Below are 19360 nucleotides of genomic sequence, written 5' to 3'. Positions count from 1 at the left end.
TCCTCAATGTCTCTATTTTTATTTAACTTTTCGGTTGAGAAATACGGATTTCAATATCTTCTAATGTGCGTAATAATAGACGATTTGCCTGCAATTGCCAACCCCATTTTTGAATTTTAAAGGCTGCTACAGTTCCGGCGATCGCTGCTAATAAGCATATAGGTTGATTCAGAGAAATCCCAAACAGCAAACCTAAACCAGCAATCCCCCAAAAAGGCAATGATACGGCTTGTCTTTGCTCTTCCACAATTTCTGCAATTTTACTATACTGCATTGTGTCTAATAATGCAGCTTTTATTTGTCGCTGTTCCGCCAATGATACTGATAAACCGATTTTACGGCGCAGTTTTTCCATTTTGCGGGCATCAGTGCTATACTCCGTCAGTTCATCTTCAGCCATTTTTTGTAGTCGTTCTAATTGTGACATGGTAAATTAAGCTTTTTACTGTATTACAACTATTATTCTGCATTTGTGAACAAATACCAATAGATTAGTTCAATAAGACAGTTGAGGAGAACACCCTGCAAAAATCTTCTGGGTTATTTTTGCCGCGCGGCACTAGATATGGCATCATTAAGAGGAAAAATTCAGTATTATGGGATGACACTCCGGCTATTTCCCAAAAAACACCACAATAAGTTATGAAAAAAACTTGGTTTCGATTAGGAATAATGGGAATATTTCTGCTTTCACTCAGCCTACGTTTTTGGGGATTGGACAGATTTAATACTTTAGTATTTGATGAAGTTTATTTTGCTAAATTTGGTAATAATTATCTGACAAATACACCATTTTTTAATGCCCATCCTCCCCTAAGTCAATATTTGATTGGGTTGGGGATTTGGATTAGTAATTATATTCCCATAAATAAAGATATCGTCAATAGTTTAACTGGTTCTTTATTATCTCCTTGGAGTTATCGTTGGGTAAATGCCCTAACTGGCTCATTTATTCCTGTAGTAGTTACTTTATTAAGTTATCAGATTAGTTATCGTCATCGTTTTGCTTTATTGGCAGGTTTTTTTACAGCTTGTGATGGTCTATTTTTGGTAGAATCTCGTTATGCTCTCAGCAATATTTATATAGTTATTTTTGGGTTACTAGGACAATGGTTATTATTATTAGCATTAGAAAAGCCAAAGCATAAACGGTGGTTTTTATTAATTATTTCGGGGATCAGTTTTGGCGCTTCTATTGGCACTAAATGGAATGGTTTATGGTTTTTAAGTGGTGCTTATAGTCTATGGATAACAGCTTGGATAATTCGCTGGCTACAATCTTTTGATCTGAAATCGCGCGTTCCTTTATTTTCTTATTTGCGTTTTTTTAATCATCCTCGGAATTCCCCAAATATTACTATAAAAACACCATTGCTAAACCTGACACAACTAAATATTTGGCAAATGGTTTCCTATTTAGGCATTATTCCTATAGTTGTTTATAGTCTGATTTGGATTCCTCATCTTCAACTTGATCAAAGATATGGATTTATTGAAGTTCACAAACAAATTTTACAATTTCATCTCCAATTAGGTGGTAATAGTTCTAATATTCATCCTTATTGTGCAGCATGGTACAAATGGCCATTGTTAACTCGGCCAATGGCTTATTATTATCAAACTACTCAAAGTATTAATGATTCCTTACCTGTATTTGGACCTCCTTTACCTAGTGGTGCTGGTAAAGTAGTTTATGATGTTCATGCCATGGGAAATCCTTTTTTATGGTGGTTTGGTTTGGCTGCTATGATATTTTTAATGGGGATGGTGATTATGAAAATCATCTTCCCAGGGATAGAAAAAAAGCTTTTATATATACCCAAAAATCTCAGCGTGGATACTTGGATTGGTTTATTTTTAGTGATCAATTATGGGGCTAATTTATTACCTTGGGTGAAGGTGACAAGATGTGTTTTTATCTATCATTATATGTCTGCGGTTGTTTTTACATTTATAGCGATCGCCTGGTTTGTTGATCAATGTCTGCTTAGTTATGATCGGACATTGCGGTTTGTCGGTGTAACTATAACTTTTATAATTATCGCTGCTTTTATTGTCTGGATGCCTATTTATCTCGGTTTACCCATCTCTCCTGACGGTTATAGAATGCGGATGTGGTTTAGTTCTTGGATTTGATTTAAATTAAAATATTTTTCTTAATATATATACACAAATTTTATAGCTTTAATCATGTTACTTTTTACATTTCTTATCAGTAGTTTACGTAAGTAACTGTTAAATTGTGTAAGAATAGCAGGTAAGAGCAACTATAACAACAAGCTTTGCCACCATTAATGGTACTAAATCAAAGAATATTTTTATAGATGTGAAAAACCAGATTAAATCTACATATTTTTTATACTCCCAAATTATGGAGGAGAAGCGTTATGAATATCAATCTAAAGCAGCAGCATATTAATATCACTAGCTTAAAAGAAGCAGCAATACATCTGGCTAGTGAGATTCAACCTCATGGGATTTTATTAGTATTACAAGAGCCAGATTTACAAATATTACAAGTCAGTAAAAATGCTTCTAACACCTTTGGCATATCTCCCGAAGATATGGTGCAACAGGAGTTAGAAGATTTATTAGATCCTTACCAAATTCAAAAAATTAAATTTTGGTTATCAGAAGAAAATCTAGATTTTATTAACCCTACAAAAATCTGGATTAGAAAAAAAGGAGATGAATATACAGTATTTGATGCTGTTTTTCATCGCAATCCTGAAGGTTTTTTAATCCTAGAATTAGAACCTGCTACTACCCAAGAAAATATTCCTTTTTTAAGTTTTTATCATTTAGCCAAAGCTTCAATTAACCGCTTAGAGCAAAATAGAAATTTAGCTGACTTTAGTCGAATCATTGTCCAAGAAATCCGAAAAATGACAGGATTTGACAGAGTAATGTTATATAAATTTGGTGATGATGGCCATGGTTCTGTGATTGCTGAAGAAAAAATAGATGGTTTAGAACCTTATTTAGGGTTACATTATCCAGAGTCAGATATTCCCCGGCCAGCGCGAAAATTATTTCTAGAAAACTCCATTAGGATTATTCCCGATACCAACTTTCAATCATCAGTAGAGCTTTTTCCCAAAGTTAATCCATTCACGGGAAAACCCATTGATTTAACTAATTCAATTCTCAGAAATGCTGCCCCTTGTCATATAGAATATTTACATAATATGGGTGTGGGCGCATCTTTAACAATCTCCTTAATTAAAGACAAAAAACTTTGGGGTTTAATTGCTTGTCATCATCAATCACCAAAATTTGTTTCCTATGAATTACGGAAAGCCTGTGAATTTTTAGGCAGAGTCATCTTTGCAGAAATTTCCGCCAGAGAAGAAACAGAAGACTATGATTATCGGATGAATTTGAAACAAATTCAATCATCATTGGTTGAATATATGTCTCAAGAAGAAGACTTTATTGATGGTTTAGTCAGAAATCAACCAAATATTCTAGATTTAACAAATGCTCAAGGAGCAGCAATATATCTGGGTGGTAAGTATACCCTGATTGGCAATACTCCTAAAGAAGAAGAACTGAATTTTTTAGTAGAATGGTTGAAAAATAATGTCGAAAATGAGGTTTTTTATACAGACTCTTTGCCGAAGATTTATCCAGATGCGATTAGTTTTAAAAATGTTGCCAGTGGTTTATTAGCTATTCCCATTTCCGAGCAAAATTATGTATTGTGGTTTCGACCTGAAGTAATTCAAACTGTAAATTGGGGTGGAAATCCCCATCAAGCTTTTTCTGTAAATCAATCGGGAGACAATGTTCGGCTGTCTCCACGGCAATCATTTGAATTATGGAAAGAAATAGTTCAACTAACATCTTTACCTTGGCAATCTGTAGAAATTAAAGCTGCATTAGAACTACGTAAAACAATCATCAATATTGTCTTACGTCAAGCTGATGAATTAGCACAATTAGCACAGGATTTAGAACGTTCTAATGCAGAATTGAAAAAGTTTGCCTATGTCGCTTCCCATGATTTGCAAGAACCACTAAATCAAGTAGCAAATTATGTGCAACTGTTGGAAATGCGCTATGAAGCAGCACTCGATGAAGATGGAAAAGAGTTTATTGGTTATGTGGTTGAAGGTGTAAGTTTAATGCAGACGTTAATTGATGACGTACTCGCATATTCCAAAGTAGATACATTAGGAGTTGCTTTTCAAGTCATAGAAGTTGAAAAAGCTTTAGATCGGGCTGTGAGCAATTTACGTCAACGCATTGCTGAAACCGGCGCAACCATTACCTATGATCCCTTACCTACCGTCATGGCTGATGGTACACAATTAATCCAGCTATTTTTGAACCTCATTGGTAACGCTATCAAGTTCCGCAGTAGTCAACCACCAAAAATTCATATCGCAGCGGAAAGATTAGAAGATGAATGGTTATTCTCTGTTCGAGATAACGGAATTGGTATAGATCCACAATTTAGCGATCGCATTTTTATCATCTTTCAACGTCTACACACCAGAGATGAATATCCCGGTACAGGAATGGGTTTGGCTATTTGTAAAAAAATCCTCGAATGTCATCGAGGGCGGATCTGGGTAGAGTCACAACTCGGTCAGGGCGCTACTTTCTACTTTACGATTCCCGTCAGAGGCCGTGATAATGAGCATCGAAATGGCAGAAACTCACAAAACAATCTTTTTAGTGGAGGACAATAAAGCTGATGTTCGTCTTATTCAAGAAGCATTAAAAGCAGTTCATTACCTCATCAAGTAGTGACAGTTAGGGATGGTGTAGACGCTATGGCTTATCTTCGTAAAGAAGGAGAATATGCAGATGCACCACGTCCTGACTTGATATTATTGGATTTGAATTTACCGAGAAAAGATGGACGGGAAGTATTAGCAGAAATTAAAGCTGATCCACAATTAAAACGTATTCCCGTCGTCATATTGACAACCTCGAAAAATCAAGATGATATTTTCCATAGTTATGACTTACACGCCAACTGTTACATCACCAAATCTCGTAACCTCAGTCAGCTATTCCAAATCATCAAAGGGATTGAAGAATTTTGGTTTTCTACCGCAACTTTACCGTTAGAATAAAAAGATAAATATTCAATATACCCTTGGAGAACCAGACAAAAATTTACCGCACTCGCAAGAGGTCAAACCAAGAAATGATGGCTGCGACCTACTCATTAAAAATCCTATTAATTGAAGATAACTTAGCAGAAGCTAGGCTATTACAAGAGTTTATCAAACAAGCTCAAGCTCAAGAATTTAGTTTAGTTCATGTCCAAAGACTACGAGACGGAATTAACAAATTAAACAGCGAAAATTATGATGTAATTTTGTTAGATTTGACTCTTCCTGATAGTCAAGGATTATCTTCTATCCCACAGTTAATGGAGCAAAATCCTAGCACTCCTATCATAGTTCTCACTAACACAAATGATCAAGAACTAGCCATTGAAGCTGTCAGACAAGGAGCGCAAGATTACCTAGTTAAAAGACAAGTAAATCCAGATACATTAGTGCGTTCCGTACGATATGCTATAGAACGCAAGCAGGTTTTAGAACAATTACGAACAGTCAATCAAACATTAGAAACCAAAGTTGAAGAAAGAACGGCGGAACTATTAAAAGCCCAGGAAATAAATCAGTTTAAATCTGAATTTGTTTCCATGCTTTCCCATGATATTCGTAATCCTTTAAACACCATTCTCCTAGCGGCTGGATTACTCCAAAAGCATAATGAAGGATTGACAAGTGATAGAAAAATTAATCATTTGCAACTCATTCGCACAGCCATTAAAAATGTCTCACATTTATTAGATGAAGCCTCGTTAATTGGTCAAGCTGATGCAGGTCAATTATCCTACCAACCACAGATAATTTATTTAGAAAACTTATGTTATGAATTAACAGAACAAGCTCAATTATCTGCCCAAGAAAAAGACTTGAATTTAATTTTTACAAGTTCTGATAATTATTTTCAGTTTTGGGGAGATGAAACTCTATTAAAGCATATTGTTGGTAATTTACTCAATAATGCTATTAAATATTCACTTCCCGGTGGTACAATCTTTTTTGAATTAAGTAAACAAGAAAAATCTGTAATTTTGAGATTTCAAGATCAGGGAATTGGGATTACAGAAGAAGACCAAAAACAACTATTTCAACCATTTTATCGCGGAGAAAATGTCGGCATAATTGCTGGTAGTGGTTTGGGATTAACTATTGTCAAACAATGTGTTGATGCACATGGTGGTGAAATCACAGTTAATAGTCAAGTGGGAGTAGGTTCAACTTTTACAGTAACTTTGCCAAATATAGCAATCCTAAATGAGTAGGGGCGTATCCCTGACGGAAGATGGAAGCATCAGCATTCAGTGTAAGGGCGAAGTATTCGGAAAATAAACTTGGGAAAAAACCGATAATTTATCGCCCGAATACTTGGAATATTGTTTCTAATGAGCGATCGCTCTCATTTATAATATATATAAGTAATTAGACAAAAATAAATCAACTTAGATTAAGTAATGTAAAAAATATTGAGATGATTTGGTAGTAAGGGCTTCAGCCCTTAAATGAGGACTAAAGTCCTCACTACAAACCTGGAATTATTTAGTCCGTTCGACTTAGTCGGTTTTAACCGACTTGAGCTTTTAGACAGAGAATTTATTCTCTGGATTAATTCTGAAGTAATGATAGCATTAAGGCAGAGCCTATATAATTTATTCCCTGTCAGAGACAGGGAACGAGAGTAACTAAGTCAACGTAAATAATTGAATTTTTACATCCTTTCTAAAACCTTAATTCCCAACAAAGATAATCCCAACTTGAGAGTTTTTGCAGTTAAATCACATAACATTAACCGTGAAGTTCTAGCAGGTTCTTCAGATTTAAGAACAGGACAATTTTCATAGAACTTATTAAACTTATCGCTGAGTTGATACAAATAATCACACAAACGATTTGGTAATAAATCTTGTTCTACTTCTTTAATAACTTCATCAAGTTGTAAAAGATGTTTTGCTAAAGTTAATTCTGCATCTTCCTTCAGTAAGATTTGGCGATTTATTCCCAAGTTAGTAAAATCAATATTCCCTTGACGACTAATACCTTGAATTCTCACATAAGCATAGAGAAGATAAGGGGCTGTATTGCCTTTGAGAGATAACATTTTGTCATAACTAAAGACATAGCTACTGGTGCGATTTTGGCTTAAATCAGCATATTTAACCGAACTAATCCCGACTACTTCCGCGACATTTTGAATAAATTCTTCTGTTTCGACTCGTTCATCTTCTTTTAATCTACTTTCTATGTCTGCACGAGCGCGGTTAATGGCTTCATCTAACAAATCTCGCAACCGCACAGTATCCCCAGAACGAGTTTTAAATTTTTTCCCATCTTCACCTAACACTAACCCGAACGGAACATGAACTAATTCCACATCTTCCGGTATCCAATTTGCTTTTCTTGCTACTTGGAAAAATTGGGAAAAGTGGTTAGATTGTCCTTCGTCTGTAACATAAACAATTCGCTTGGCTTTATCTTCTTGAATCCGATAACGGAGGGCTGCTAAATCTGTAGTTGCATAATTATAACCACCGTCAGTTTTTTGGACAATTAAAGGTAAAGGATTACCTTCTCTATTCGTAAAACCATCCAAGAAAACACATTTTGCCCCTTGATTTTCTTCTAATAATCCCGTTGTTTCTAAATCTTCAACAACTTTCGATAATAAAGGATTATAAAAAGATTCACCCCTTTCTACTAATTCGACATTTAGTAAATCATAAATAATTTGAAATTCTTGTCGAGATTGTTCACATAAAAGTTTCCAAGCATGAAGTGTATCTTCCGCACCAGCTTGTAATCTCACAACTTCTTGACGGGAAGTTTCTTGAAAAACCGGATCTTCATCAAATCGCTGTTTAGCTTTGCGATAAAAATTAACTAAATCTCCAATATCTAAAGCATTTGCGGTAGTAAGTGCATCTGGATAAACTTCCCGCAAATAGGTAATTAACATCCCAAATTGCGTACCCCAATCACCAACATGATTTAACCGCAAGACATCATGACCACAAAATTCTAAAATCCGGGCAATAGAATCACCAATAATTGTCGAACGTAAATGTCCAACGTGCATTTCTTTGGCAATATTCGGACTAGAAAAATCAACAATTTGCTTTTGGGGAGTTGCCGCTGTGGATATTCCCAATCTAGAATCTGCTTGAATGGTGTTGAGTTGCGCTTCTAGATAAGATATTTGTAATTTGAGGTTAATAAAACCGGGTCCTGCGATTTCTGGAGGTTCACAAATATCAGATACATCTAGGTTATTGACAATTTCAGTAGCAATGATTCGGGGTTGCTTTCCTAACTTTTTACTCAGTGATAAAGCCACATTAGCCTGATAATCACCAAATTTAGGATTACTGGCAGAAACCAAAATTGGATCTGTATTGGTATAATCTATACCAAAAGCAGCCACTAAAGCCTGTGTTAATTTTAGTTTTAGTTGTTCTTGTGTAGCGTTCATGATCTAAATTGAATCTGCGTCAAAAGTGCTGTAATGCTTGATTTTAGCTTAAAAATATAGTTATACCAAATTAAGATCAAACCGCACAGAATCATAAAATCCATCCTTATCTGCGTTTATCTGCGTTCATCTGCGTTTAATTTTCATTCATACTTTATCTATTAACCAACTTCCTGGCGACGTTCTTTGAGTTTCAGCATAATTTCTGTATGAATATCGCGGGTAAGAGGATAGAAATAATTTAAAATCAAACCCAAACTCAGGAAGAATATTGTAACTGGGCTAACTACAATCCGAATTGCTAATAATGCCGAATCAGGTTGTGTAGAAATTTGTCCAGCGACAGATGGGTTAAAACCTAATGCTTGTAAAACATTACCTACTAAAAATAACCCAAAAGCTAAACCAAATTTTTGTAATAAAACCATAAAACCATAATATATACCTTCCCTTCTTTGTCCAGTTTGGAGTTCATCTAAATCAATAACATCAGGAATCATGGACGCAGGAATTAAATAGGCTGTAGAAAGTCCTACACCTGCAATCATAGCAATAATATACATTAACCAAATTTGTTGAGGTTGGACAAAAAATAGTCCACCTGTGGCAATTATCCATAAACTTACACCCAGGAGATAAACCATTTTTTTACCAATTTTCTTACTTAAATGACTCCAAACAAAGAGCATAAATAAAGCCGTAACTTGGACTACAATCATTACTAGGGGGACATCTGAGTTTTGTAATCCCATGCAGTAAATGATGAAATAGGGAAGAATGGCAGCGGTAACATTTGCACCCAACCACGAACAGAGAAATATAGAAATAACAAATAGGAACGGTTTGTTAGTCCAAATAGTGGTTAATTGTTCCAGGATGGGAATTTTTTCGGGTTCTTCTTGTTGACGACGTTCTTTTCAAAGGATAAAATGCGATCGCGTGTCCCATAAACACACAAATACAAACTTATCACTGCAACTAAACTACAAATCCCTGCTAAAACTAAATACTGTTGTTGAGGATCGGCAATTTGTGAAAAAATAATTATTGCCAAAACTAATGATAAAATATCGCCACTAATCGAAAATGTGAAGCGAAAACTATTTAAATTAGTGCGTTCATCATAATCCTGAGTCAGTTCAGGAGTCATGGCTGCATAAGGCAAATTCACCACAGTAAATAACGCCTCAGATATCACCCCTATGACGACATAATACCAAAATAATAACCAAATATTACTACTTTGATTGGCACTAAATTGGGGAACAACCCACAACAAAAACCGAGAAATGGCAAAAGGAATAGCCCCATATAATAGCCAAGGAAGACGACGACCCCAACGACGGGATTTAGTGTTATCCGTTAGCCAACCTACCATAGGATCATTAATAGCATCCCAAATTTTACCAATCATTAAAATGCTACCAGCTAAACCGGCGGGGATACCAGCAACATTAGTAAAGAATAGTAACATAAATATGACACCTATGTTACCAGTCATTGATTGGCCTAAAGTGCCTACACCATAGGCCAACTTAGTTTTAAAATCTAATTTTTCACTTGTAGGCGTGTGTTTAAACCCATCATTATCATCTAACATTCAAAGTTACGCCTTTATACAAATGAAACTTGAGTATTTTGGAGAATTAACTCAGAGGTGAGAGCAATATCAGAGATATTACATACATCTTGCGTCTTTTTTCCTATTTTTTTGGAAATTTTAGCTTACATAGTGATATCAATCACACAAATTAGCAAACTTTGATCATGAAGGCAACTGACCTTCATCAAATCTTTACTATTAAAATATCACAACTTTAAGCAGTGTTCATCACTACGCTATGTCTCAAATTCAGTGAATATGGATAGTGTCAAGTATCAGGGAATCAAGCAATGCAACTCATTGATATTAGTTTTACGGAAAAAGACACAGAAATTTATACGGGAGGATTTTTTGTTGATTCAGAACCTCAAAATATTTATACTTTAGAAGATTTAGTGTGGATATTAGAACAATTATCTCAATACTTAGAACTATCAAATGCCTGTTAACTACTAATGCTAGTTATCCTCCATTTTTTTGCCTTTGTTCCTGAAGTTTTAGTATTACTTCTGCATGAATTTCGCGGGTAATCGGATAGAAGTAAGTCAGAATTAAACCTGCAATTAAACAAACTGTGGGAATAGGTCCAACAGCGATACGAATAGCTAAAAGTGCTGATTCAGGTTGTACAGGTAAAGAACTTTGTCCAGCAACAGCTTCTTTAAAACCATAAGCTTGTAAAGTATTACCGACTAAAAATAGTCCAAAAGCTAAACCAAATTTTTGCAATAAAACCATGAAACCATAGAAAATCCCTTCTCGTCGTTGTCCGGTTTGCAATTCATCTAATTCAATCACATCAGGTATCATTGACCAGGGAATTAGATAAGCTGTGGAAACCCCAACACCTGCCATTACAGCCATCACATACATTAATCCAACTTGACCAGGTTGTAAGAAAAATAATCCAGCAGCAGCGATAATCCATGAAGTCATTCCTAAGAAATAAACAAGTTTTTTACCAATTTTTTTACTTAAATAACTCCAAATAAATAGCATCAATAAAGCTGTTCCCTGGACTGCAATCATGACTGTTGGTACATCTCCATCTTGCAGACGCATACAGTTAACGACAAAATAGGGAATAATACTGGCGGTGATTTGCACACCTAACCAAGAAAAAAGATATATAGAAATAACAAAGAGAAAAGGTTTATTACTAAAGACGATTTTTAGCTGTTCCAAAAAAGGAATTTCTGCTTCTGCTGCTAATGGAATACGTTTAGCTTCAAAAGCCAAAATGCGATCGCGCACCCCATAAACGCACCAATACAAAGATAAAACCGAAATCACGGTACAAACTGCGGCTAAAACTAAATACTGTTGTTGGCGATCGCTAATTTGTGAGAAAATAATTTTTGATAAAATCAACGATAAAATACTGCCACCAATCGAAAACGTAAACCGAAAACTATTTAAACTAGTCCGTTCATCATAATCCTGAGTTAATTCAGGAGTCATGGCTGTATAAGGCAAATTAACAACAGTATAAAATGCCTGAGATACAATCCCAATTACTACATAATACCAAAACAAATACCACATATTACTACTTTTATCCGCAGTAAATTGGGGGACAATCCACTGCAAGAAAAAGAAAAATCCAAAGGGAATCGCCCCATATAAAAGCCAAGGTAAACGACGACCCCAACGAGGAGATTGGGTTTTATCTGTTAACATTCCCACTACAGGATCATTGACACCATCCCAAATTTTGCCAATCATCAAAATACTACCTGCCAAACCCGCTGGAATTCCTGCTACATTGGTAAAGAAAACTAGCAGGTAAAATACAGCAATATTAGCCGTAATAGCAGGTCCTAAATCGCCAGCCCCATAAGCAAGTTTTGTTTTAAAATCTAATTTTTCGCTTGTCAGAGATTGGGGGAAATCGTTATTATCAGAATTATCTTTGACCATAAATCACGCTCATATTAATTGACAATTGACAATGGATAATTGACAATTATTAACACACTTTTATTAGTCTTATGTCAGACCTTTACATTTCTTGGTCAGATTATCATCACAAAATCGAACAATTGGCCATCAAGATATATCAATCAGGTTGGGAATTTAACCAAATTGTCTGTTTAGCTAGAGGAGGATTGCGAGTAGGGGATATTCTTTCTCGCATCTATAATCAACCGTTGGCAATTTTAGCTACTTCATCTTACAACGGTGCAGGTAAACAAGATAGAGCCGGTTTAATTGTTTCCCAGCACTTAACAATGACAGGAGATAAATTAGGTACGCGGATTCTGCTAGTAGATGACTTAGTAGACTCTGGAATCACTATTCAACAAACTGTTCCCTGGTTACACTCCTACAGTCAATCCCCCATAGAGGAAATTCGCACCGCTGTAATTTGGTATAAAGCTTGTTCAGTCGTTGTTCCGCATTACTACGCTGATTACTTGGCTGATAATCCTTGGATTCATCAACCTTTTGAAGATTACGAACATATTACTCCTGCGGAACTTGCAGAATAGAAATATAAATTGGTGCGATCGCAAAATCTTGTAGAGATCCAGTATATTACAGGTAATATCTCTACATTTATTCTTTATTTACAAATAATTTTCATCTAAAAGTTGCTCTAAACTATAAGGACAATGTTCGGGAAAATTAATTTTAAATCTAGTTTTTTGTTTAACATATTTCAACGCACTTATATAAATTTTTTCTAATTCACTATTGAGATAGTTTTGTAAATTATTGGTTAATAATCTCTCAATTTGGTTACGAAAACCAACAATTTCTGTCTGCCAATGATTCCCATTCATTTCATATTGTTCTGTCCAATATTGCAATAATAAAAGATGTCTAATTATTTGTTCTAATAAACTAGCCACAGCGTTTTTATCTCTTTTGCCCAATGCTTCTAACTCCTCAATTAAATTATTTAAATCTAAATCTTGAAACCGTTTTTCTTTCAGTAAAACAATTGTTTCTTCTAGCCATAAACTTTCATCTATTTCATATAAAGATTGTAAATCTGTATTTACGGTCATAATTTACCTCTTCTTTCAATATTTATCGGTTAAGCTAAAAACATTAAATCTGGTAGGTTGCATTGACGTTCTTTTTACCCAACATTTACGGACTTTTGTTGGGTTGCGCTGTCGCTTAACCCAATCTACAAAAACTCTTAACCGAACAGTATTGCTTATTCTTTGATGAATTAGTAACTGTCATACTTATTTTTAGTTTACCAAAATTATAGAAATTCTGATATTAATTTAACTCCACTTATTTAATTAATTTTTGTCAAATTTTCTCAGGTTATCTGCCACAAATTTTCCTTTAAGGATTTCCAGTTAAAACAGCCATAACCAAACAGGTAGAGTAACTAATAATACTACAATCCCCATAGCTAAAGCAGTAACAGCCAAATCACGATCAAGATCAAATGTCTCAGCTATTACCAGTGTAGCTAAAGCTGGAGGCATAGCCATTTGCAAAACTATCACCTGTGCTGCATTGCCAGTCACCCCAAACAGTGACAGCGTACTACCTAAAATCATCGGCACTAATAGCATTTTAATGAAGATACTACTCCCAGCTTGTGGGACTTTGCGCCAAGATTTTAGTTGAGAAAGTCGCATTCCAATTAACATCAAGGATAAAGCTACCGCACCCCAAGCCAATTTCTCTAAACTAAATACCACTGTCGAGGGAAGTGCAACCTGACGCAACAGCAAGCCAAATCCAAAACTCCATAAAGCCGGATTAATAAAAATTACCTTGGCTGTCTGGATATGACTTTGGATATTACTACCAAACTTGGCAGCGAGAAACACACCCAAACCATAAGCCCCAAAAAGCGAACCCAACATATCGTAGAATAAAGCCCAGGCAAAATATTCTTTACCTACAATGGCTAAAGTTATGGGAAAACCCAGAAAACCTGTATTGCCCACCATCGCTGCTAGAATCAGACTACCTTGAGTTGATTTTTGAGGGACTGACTGAGTGAAATAGGCTTGAGCTTTAATTTTTAACCATGCTAAAAATGCTCCTAAAAAGATAGCTAAATGAGCTATTATCGGCGCAATCCAGATTTGTCCCGATAAGTCTGTTCGGATTAAAAAACCAATAATACTGATAGGTACTCCCAGCCAAAAGAGAAACTGGCCTACATAAGTGGAAGCATAACTAGGTAATTTCCGTCCCAGTATGAATCCTATGAGGATTAACCCCACTAACTTGACATATAGTTCTAAAAGATTTATCAAGATTACACCTAGAACAATTACAGCAGGATTCGTAGGGGCGAAGCATTCGGAAAATAGCCTTGTACAAAAATGGATAATTTATCGCCCGAATGCTTCGCCCGTACTTTGTGTATAGGTTTCAATTTAGATTATGTACTTCATTGATCTGCAATCTGCTGTAAAAATTAAAAATTAAAAAAACTGTTGTCTCTTAGTCCTTGCCTTTTTTAATCATTAAATACAAATCAGGAGCAGAAACTTGAATAATAAAGCTGGATTTCCGAAAAAATCGCCAAATTCATATTCTCATTCTAGTGATGATATTCCGGCGGCTCTACGTGATACTTCCGATACGGGAAATAAATTAAAATTACAACCTCCGGTTTTAATTACAGGTGGATTAGCAGGATTTGTATTGCTGGCTGTAATTAGTGGCTTTTTGTTTTCGTTGACAACACCTAAGCCAACGACTAATTCTGTAGCTGAAACGATTAGTTCTCCACCTCTAGTTACTAATACCCCAGATAATAGTAAGAGTGTTTTGGGACATTTTGAATACCCAGAAGCACCAGAATCAGAATTAGTTGCTATTACGGCTGACGGACGCATTAGAATGCGGAAATCTGCTGCTGTTAAGTTTCAAGCCATGGTACAAGCTGCTAGGAGTGCTGGGGTAATTTTAGTACCAATTTCTGGTTTTCGGTCGGTAAAACAGCAGAATCAGTTATTTTTTGAAATTAGCGCCCAACGTAATCAAACTCCAGCGGAAAGAGCCGCTCTCAGCGCCCCTCCTGGTCATAGTGAACATCATACAGGTTATGCTGTGGATATTGGCGATCGCACTGTACCAGCCACTAATCTCCAAGCTAATTTTGATAACACTAAAGCCTATCAGTGGTTACAAGCTAATGCAGCCCGGTTTAGTTTTGAACTTTCTTTTCCTAAAGAGAATCTCCAAGGTGTCAGTTATGAACCTTGGCATTGGCGTTTTGTGGGTGATAGTGATAGTTTGGAAACATTCTATAAGGCCAAAAATATTAAACCTGTGCAAACTCAATAATGATAGTCAGAGAATATCAAATATCGGATACTCAGGCAATCATGAAACTGTTTTATGATACAGTTCATCAAATAAATATTGGTGATTATACTCAAGAACAGGTAAATGCTTGGACTGGCGAAAGTATGAATTATGAATTTTGGCATCAAAGGTTACAATCCAAGCGGCCTTTTATTGCTGAAAATCATGGTGAAATAGTTGGATTTGCAGAATTAGAAGCAAATGGTCACATTGATTGTTTTTACTGTCATAGCCAATACCAAAGACAGGGTATAGGTTCAAAACTCTTGACTCATCTAGAAAATATTGCCATATCCAGAGGCATTAATCGCCTATATGCAGAAGTGAGTATTACCGCAAAATCATTTTTTCAATACCAAGGATTTACTATAGTCAAGGAACAAGAGGTAGAACGTCGAGGGGTAAAATTTAAAAATTATGTAATGGAAAAATATTTATAATTTCTGGTTTTACATTAGTTCAGATTTCAGTTCTAATGAATCCTCACCTTTCATATTACGATTAGCGGTGAGGATCATCATTTGATTTGCTTGAGCATAACACCAAACTGTGCGATCGCTACTATCCATACAGGACTTACGCAACTGGTACAGGCGATCGCTATATTATAGTATTTTTGTACTGTAATAAGTGACGCAACAGGCAAAATCAGTCTCGGCGCGGTGGTTCTGTGCCTTCGATATCAACTAGGGTTAAAAAAACCAAACTCCAGTAAAAAGCGAATTTTGCAATTATTAAAATAGGTTTTTTATGACTTACGCAATAACTCTCTCAAACTCTTATTTCTCCGTGTCCTCTGCGTCCTCTGCGGTTCGTTTCTTCATGATTTTGCGTAAGTCCTGTCTTATTCTAAGATTAATTAGATAACAATATCCTGTTTGAGATTGATCAGCCAAATATAAATATTCAGCTTAATCAACAAAATCGGTGCAGTTTCCCCACACCGATTCCATAGTTTAATTCTAGTTTTTCGCACCATATTCCTCAGGCTAATGCGGAAGCTTGGGGTTTGGCAAAAATCATCCTGCCGGCTGAGGTTTGTAAAGCACTGGTGACGACTACCCGCAATTCACCACCGACATAAGGACTACCTTCTTCTACTACTACCATTGTCCCATCATCTAAATAACCAATTCCTTGACTTGGTTCTTTCCCTTCTTTGAGAATTTTTAGATCAAGATTATCACCAGGTAAATAAGTCGGACGAACGGCATTTACTAAGTCGTGAACATTCAAAACGGGGACTTTTTGGACACTAGCAACTTTAGACAAATTGTAATCATTGGTGAGTAATGTCCCATTGATTTCTTGAGCAAAACGGACTAATTTAGCATCAACAGTGGGAGTATCTTCATAGTCCACAGGGTTAATTAAAATCCGTTCGGGGTAAGTTTCACGAATACGGTTCAGGATTTCTAATCCTCTTCTCCCTCTCACCCGTTTTTGGTCTTTACTAGCATCAGCTACTTGTTGTAATTCTTGTAAAACAAATTGGGGGACAAGAATTAGCCCTTCCAGAAATCCTGTTTCTAGCAATGTTTCAATGCGGCCGTCTATAATGCAGCTAGTATCCAAAACTTTGGTATTGGCAGGTTTGAGAGTTCCTTCCACTACCATGCTTTCCACAGTGTTGGGGTTAATTAATCTTAACAAACCGCGTCCATGGGCATCAGCCAAGTTCATGCCGGTGACAGAGAGGATGATACTGCCAACAACAGCTACAAGAGGTTTGATAAAGCCGAAATCTGGGGGAATGGGTAATAAAAATAGCGGGGCTAACATTAAATTGGCGAGTAATAGCCCAATTACTAAGCCAATGGCACGGGTTAAAATAACTTCTAGAGGCATTTCCCGGACTTGCGATTCTAGACGGCGGTATGTAGTCTGGAAACTCAGTCCGATCGCACCACCAATAATGGCGGCAAATACGGCTACAACTAAGCGTAAGGCATCTAAATTGGTGACTCCATTAAGACTACCGGGCGGGAGTAGATCGGTGCTGTAATAACCTATCCCCGCCGCTGCCAAAGTAAATGAGAGAATAATAATGGCATCCAGCATGGTTGTGTTGTGTTCCTACAACGATATTTATTCGATAAAGTAAAGTATGCTTGCTTCTATCCTTTTTGGTGATGGAATAATATTACCTGCTCAGGCAGAGAGAATATGCCAACATTATAACCAAAGGGTTTTTACTGCATATTATTTTTATTTTTAGGCAAAAAGGATAAAAAGTTGTAAACAAACTCCTCATTTTCATTATTTTTAATAGTCAGATTCAATTAACTTAACTATTACTCAACATGAGTCAAGAAGATATTGGTTGGGGAATTCCCCGTTCTGCTTATGTGCATATTCCCTTTTGTCGGCGCAGGTGCTTTTATTGCGATTTTCCGGTATTTGTGGTGGGCGATCGCTCACGGGGCGAAAATTCTGGGACAATTGCCGAATATGTTGAAGTTTTATGTCAAGAAATCAGAATTGCACCAATTCATGCTCAACCTTTAGAAACTATTTTTTTTGGTGGTGGGACTCCTTCGCTGTTATCAACAGAACAATTGCAACGGATATTAACAACCTTAGAAAAGCGATTTGGGATGACATCTCAGGTGGAAATTTCGATGGAAATTGATCCAGGGACGTTTGATTTAGCACATATAGCCGGTTATCGCAGCTTAGGAGTAAATCGCGTCAGTTTGGGTGTACAAGCCTTTCAAGAGGAATTATTAAAAGCCGCAGGGCGATCGCATTCCCTCGTAGATATTTTTACAGCGATCGAGTTAATCCACAAAGTCGAGATTCCCGAATTTAGCTTAGACTTGATTTCTGGCTTACCGCATCAGTCCTTAGCACAATGGCAAGAATCCTTAACCCAAGCAGTAGCAGCCACACCAACTCATATCTCCATCTATGACCTTACCATTGAACCGGGAACAGCCTTCAATCGTTATTTCAAACCGGGAGATCATCCTTTACCCACAGATGAAACCACAGTCAAAATGTATCAAATGGGGCAAAAAACCTTAACTGATGCCGGGTACGAACATTACGAAATTTCCAATTATGCCCAACCAGGACATCAATGTAGGCATAATCGAGTTTATTGGCAAAATCGCCCCTATTATGGCTTTGGCATGGGTGCAGCCAGCTATATTGATGGTAAACGCTTCACCCGTCCCCGGAAAACTCAGGAATATTACCAATGGTTAAAAGCTGGTGCTGTCATTGATTGTGAAGTCACACCACAACAGGATGTTTTGTTAGAAACATTAATGTTAGGGTTACGGTTAGCCGAAGGAGTAAGTTTAAATTCCTTAACCGCGAATTTCGGTAAGCATCAAGTAGAGAAAATTCAAAGCTGTTTGCAACCATACTTTGCCCAAGCTTGGGTGAAGATTGTTGAGGGTAGGTTGCGTTTTAGCGATCCCGATGGTTTTATATTTTCTAACGTGATGTTAGCGAAGTTGTTTGAAAAGTTGGGAGAATGATAGATTATTAGGCGTTTTGGATTAAATATATGAATATGTCTCACGCAAAGGCGCAAAGGCGCAAAGAATTAAGGTTGCAAAGGTTCAATTTTCATCCTTTAATTTAATAACGCTGATTATTGCATTAAATCATCATTTGCAGATTCACCGGGATAAAAGTTTAAGTTAATTAAATCTTCCCATAAATATAGACATTGCGGAGGAAAAGTTGATAAAGGTAAATTTGTTTCTCCTGATGCTAAATCCCTAGCATTTTCATAAGCTTCTTGAAGTGATATTTCTAGAGAAGATTGTAAACTAGGATTTTCACTTAGCAATTTTATGATATCCCGGCGTTGAATCCGAATAGTTGCTAACCAACTGCGACTACGTTTTGATGATTGATATTCCCACTTGAGTAAATGTCCAATTAAAAACACTCAGCCGATTTCTT

At 36.3% G+C, this 19360-nt stretch carries 15 protein-coding genes and 3 pseudogenes; 9 read left to right on the top strand and 9 right to left on the bottom strand.

The window, feature by feature from the left end:
* Window positions 1-22 precede the first annotated feature (22 nt).
* On the bottom strand, window positions 23-427 hold the full coding sequence (locus FJR38_RS23395; RefSeq protein ID WP_168539735.1) for a hypothetical protein: 405 nt from the start codon (window positions 425-427) through the stop codon (window positions 23-25).
* 215 nt (window positions 428-642) lie between these two features.
* On the opposite strand from FJR38_RS23395, the gene FJR38_RS23390 reads away from it, so the two are divergent.
* From FJR38_RS23390 to FJR38_RS23375, 4 genes and pseudogenes are all read left to right on the top strand, one after another.
* Window positions 643-2136, top strand: coding sequence for a dolichyl-phosphate-mannose--protein mannosyltransferase (locus tag FJR38_RS23390; protein ID WP_168539733.1), 1494 nt, complete (start codon window positions 643-645; stop codon window positions 2134-2136).
* 251 nt (window positions 2137-2387) lie between these two features.
* Window positions 2388-4697 carry an ATP-binding protein gene (locus tag FJR38_RS23385; RefSeq protein ID WP_168539727.1) on the top strand — a complete coding sequence of 770 codons (2310 nt, stop codon included), beginning with the start codon at window positions 2388-2390 and terminating at the stop codon, window positions 4695-4697.
* A pseudogene (locus FJR38_RS23380) lies at window positions 4642-5087 on the top strand (response regulator). Before FJR38_RS23385 ends, FJR38_RS23380 begins: the two are co-directional and overlap by 56 nt.
* A gap of 74 nt (window positions 5088-5161) precedes the next feature.
* A complete protein-coding gene (locus FJR38_RS23375) occupies window positions 5162-6337 on the top strand; it encodes a hybrid sensor histidine kinase/response regulator (protein ID WP_168497114.1) in 1176 nt (391 codons plus the stop codon).
* Window positions 6338-6780: 443 nt separating this feature from the next.
* Here FJR38_RS23375 and argS read toward each other — a convergent pair whose 3' ends face one another.
* Both argS and FJR38_RS23365 read right to left on the bottom strand, forming a co-directional pair.
* The gene (gene argS / locus FJR38_RS23370) at window positions 6781-8538 is read right to left on the bottom strand and encodes an arginine--tRNA ligase (RefSeq protein ID WP_168539725.1); all 1758 of its coding nucleotides are present in this window, start codon (window positions 8536-8538) and stop codon (window positions 6781-6783) included.
* 161 nt (window positions 8539-8699) lie between these two features.
* A pseudogene (locus tag FJR38_RS23365) lies at window positions 8700-10138 on the bottom strand (MFS transporter).
* Window positions 10139-10431: 293 nt separating this feature from the next.
* On the opposite strand from FJR38_RS23365, the gene FJR38_RS23360 reads away from it, so the two are divergent.
* A complete protein-coding gene (locus FJR38_RS23360) occupies window positions 10432-10590 on the top strand; it encodes a hypothetical protein (RefSeq protein WP_168497106.1) in 159 nt (52 codons plus the stop codon).
* Between the two features lie 13 nt (window positions 10591-10603).
* Here FJR38_RS23360 and FJR38_RS23355 read toward each other — a convergent pair whose 3' ends face one another.
* The gene (locus tag FJR38_RS23355; protein ID WP_168539723.1) at window positions 10604-12061 is read right to left on the bottom strand and encodes an MFS transporter; all 1458 of its coding nucleotides are present in this window, start codon (window positions 12059-12061) and stop codon (window positions 10604-10606) included.
* A 71-nt stretch (window positions 12062-12132) separates the two neighbouring features.
* Between FJR38_RS23355 and FJR38_RS23350 the strand changes: the two genes are divergently transcribed.
* Window positions 12133-12633, top strand: a complete 501-nt coding sequence (locus FJR38_RS23350; protein ID WP_168539721.1) for a phosphoribosyltransferase — start codon at window positions 12133-12135, stop codon at window positions 12631-12633.
* A 78-nt stretch (window positions 12634-12711) separates the two neighbouring features.
* On the opposite strand, the gene FJR38_RS23345 is transcribed toward FJR38_RS23350, so the two are convergent.
* Together FJR38_RS23345 and FJR38_RS23340 are read right to left on the bottom strand one after the other, a co-directional pair.
* Window positions 12712-13155, bottom strand: coding sequence for a DUF29 domain-containing protein (locus FJR38_RS23345; protein ID WP_168539719.1), 444 nt, complete (start codon window positions 13153-13155; stop codon window positions 12712-12714).
* A 306-nt stretch (window positions 13156-13461) separates the two neighbouring features.
* Entirely contained in the window at window positions 13462-14379 is a 918-nt protein-coding gene (locus tag FJR38_RS23340; protein WP_168539717.1) for an AEC family transporter, read from the bottom strand.
* A gap of 238 nt (window positions 14380-14617) precedes the next feature.
* Between FJR38_RS23340 and FJR38_RS23335 the strand changes: the two genes are divergently transcribed.
* Complete coding sequence (locus FJR38_RS23335) at window positions 14618-15418, top strand: D-alanyl-D-alanine carboxypeptidase family protein (protein ID WP_168497093.1); 801 nt, start codon at window positions 14618-14620, stop codon at window positions 15416-15418.
* 41 nt (window positions 15419-15459) lie between these two features.
* A complete protein-coding gene (locus FJR38_RS23330) occupies window positions 15460-15879 on the top strand; it encodes a GNAT family N-acetyltransferase (RefSeq protein ID WP_371418273.1) in 420 nt (139 codons plus the stop codon).
* A gap of 30 nt (window positions 15880-15909) precedes the next feature.
* Here FJR38_RS23330 and FJR38_RS29425 read toward each other — a convergent pair.
* Window positions 15910-16008: pseudogene (locus FJR38_RS29425) on the bottom strand (ACP S-malonyltransferase); the annotation flags it as partial.
* A 415-nt stretch (window positions 16009-16423) separates the two neighbouring features.
* Window positions 16424-17500, bottom strand: a complete 1077-nt coding sequence (locus tag FJR38_RS23320; RefSeq protein WP_168539714.1) for a PIN/TRAM domain-containing protein — start codon at window positions 17498-17500, stop codon at window positions 16424-16426.
* A 242-nt stretch (window positions 17501-17742) separates the two neighbouring features.
* Between FJR38_RS23320 and hemW the strand changes: the two genes are divergently transcribed.
* Window positions 17743-18927: a radical SAM family heme chaperone HemW gene (gene hemW / locus FJR38_RS23315; protein WP_168539713.1), complete on the top strand. Its 1185-nt coding sequence runs from the start codon at window positions 17743-17745 to the stop codon at window positions 18925-18927.
* A gap of 116 nt (window positions 18928-19043) precedes the next feature.
* On the opposite strand, the gene FJR38_RS23310 is transcribed toward hemW, so the two are convergent.
* The gene (locus FJR38_RS23310; protein WP_371418272.1) at window positions 19044-19346 is read right to left on the bottom strand and encodes a DUF29 domain-containing protein; all 303 of its coding nucleotides are present in this window, start codon (window positions 19344-19346) and stop codon (window positions 19044-19046) included.
* Between the last annotated feature and the right edge of the window lie 14 nt (window positions 19347-19360).

This window comes from Anabaena sp. UHCC 0253 (assembly GCF_009712085.1).
Classification (GTDB): Bacteria; Cyanobacteriota; Cyanobacteriia; order Cyanobacteriales; family Nostocaceae; genus Dolichospermum.
This window is presented reverse-complemented; position numbering and strand designations above follow the sequence as displayed.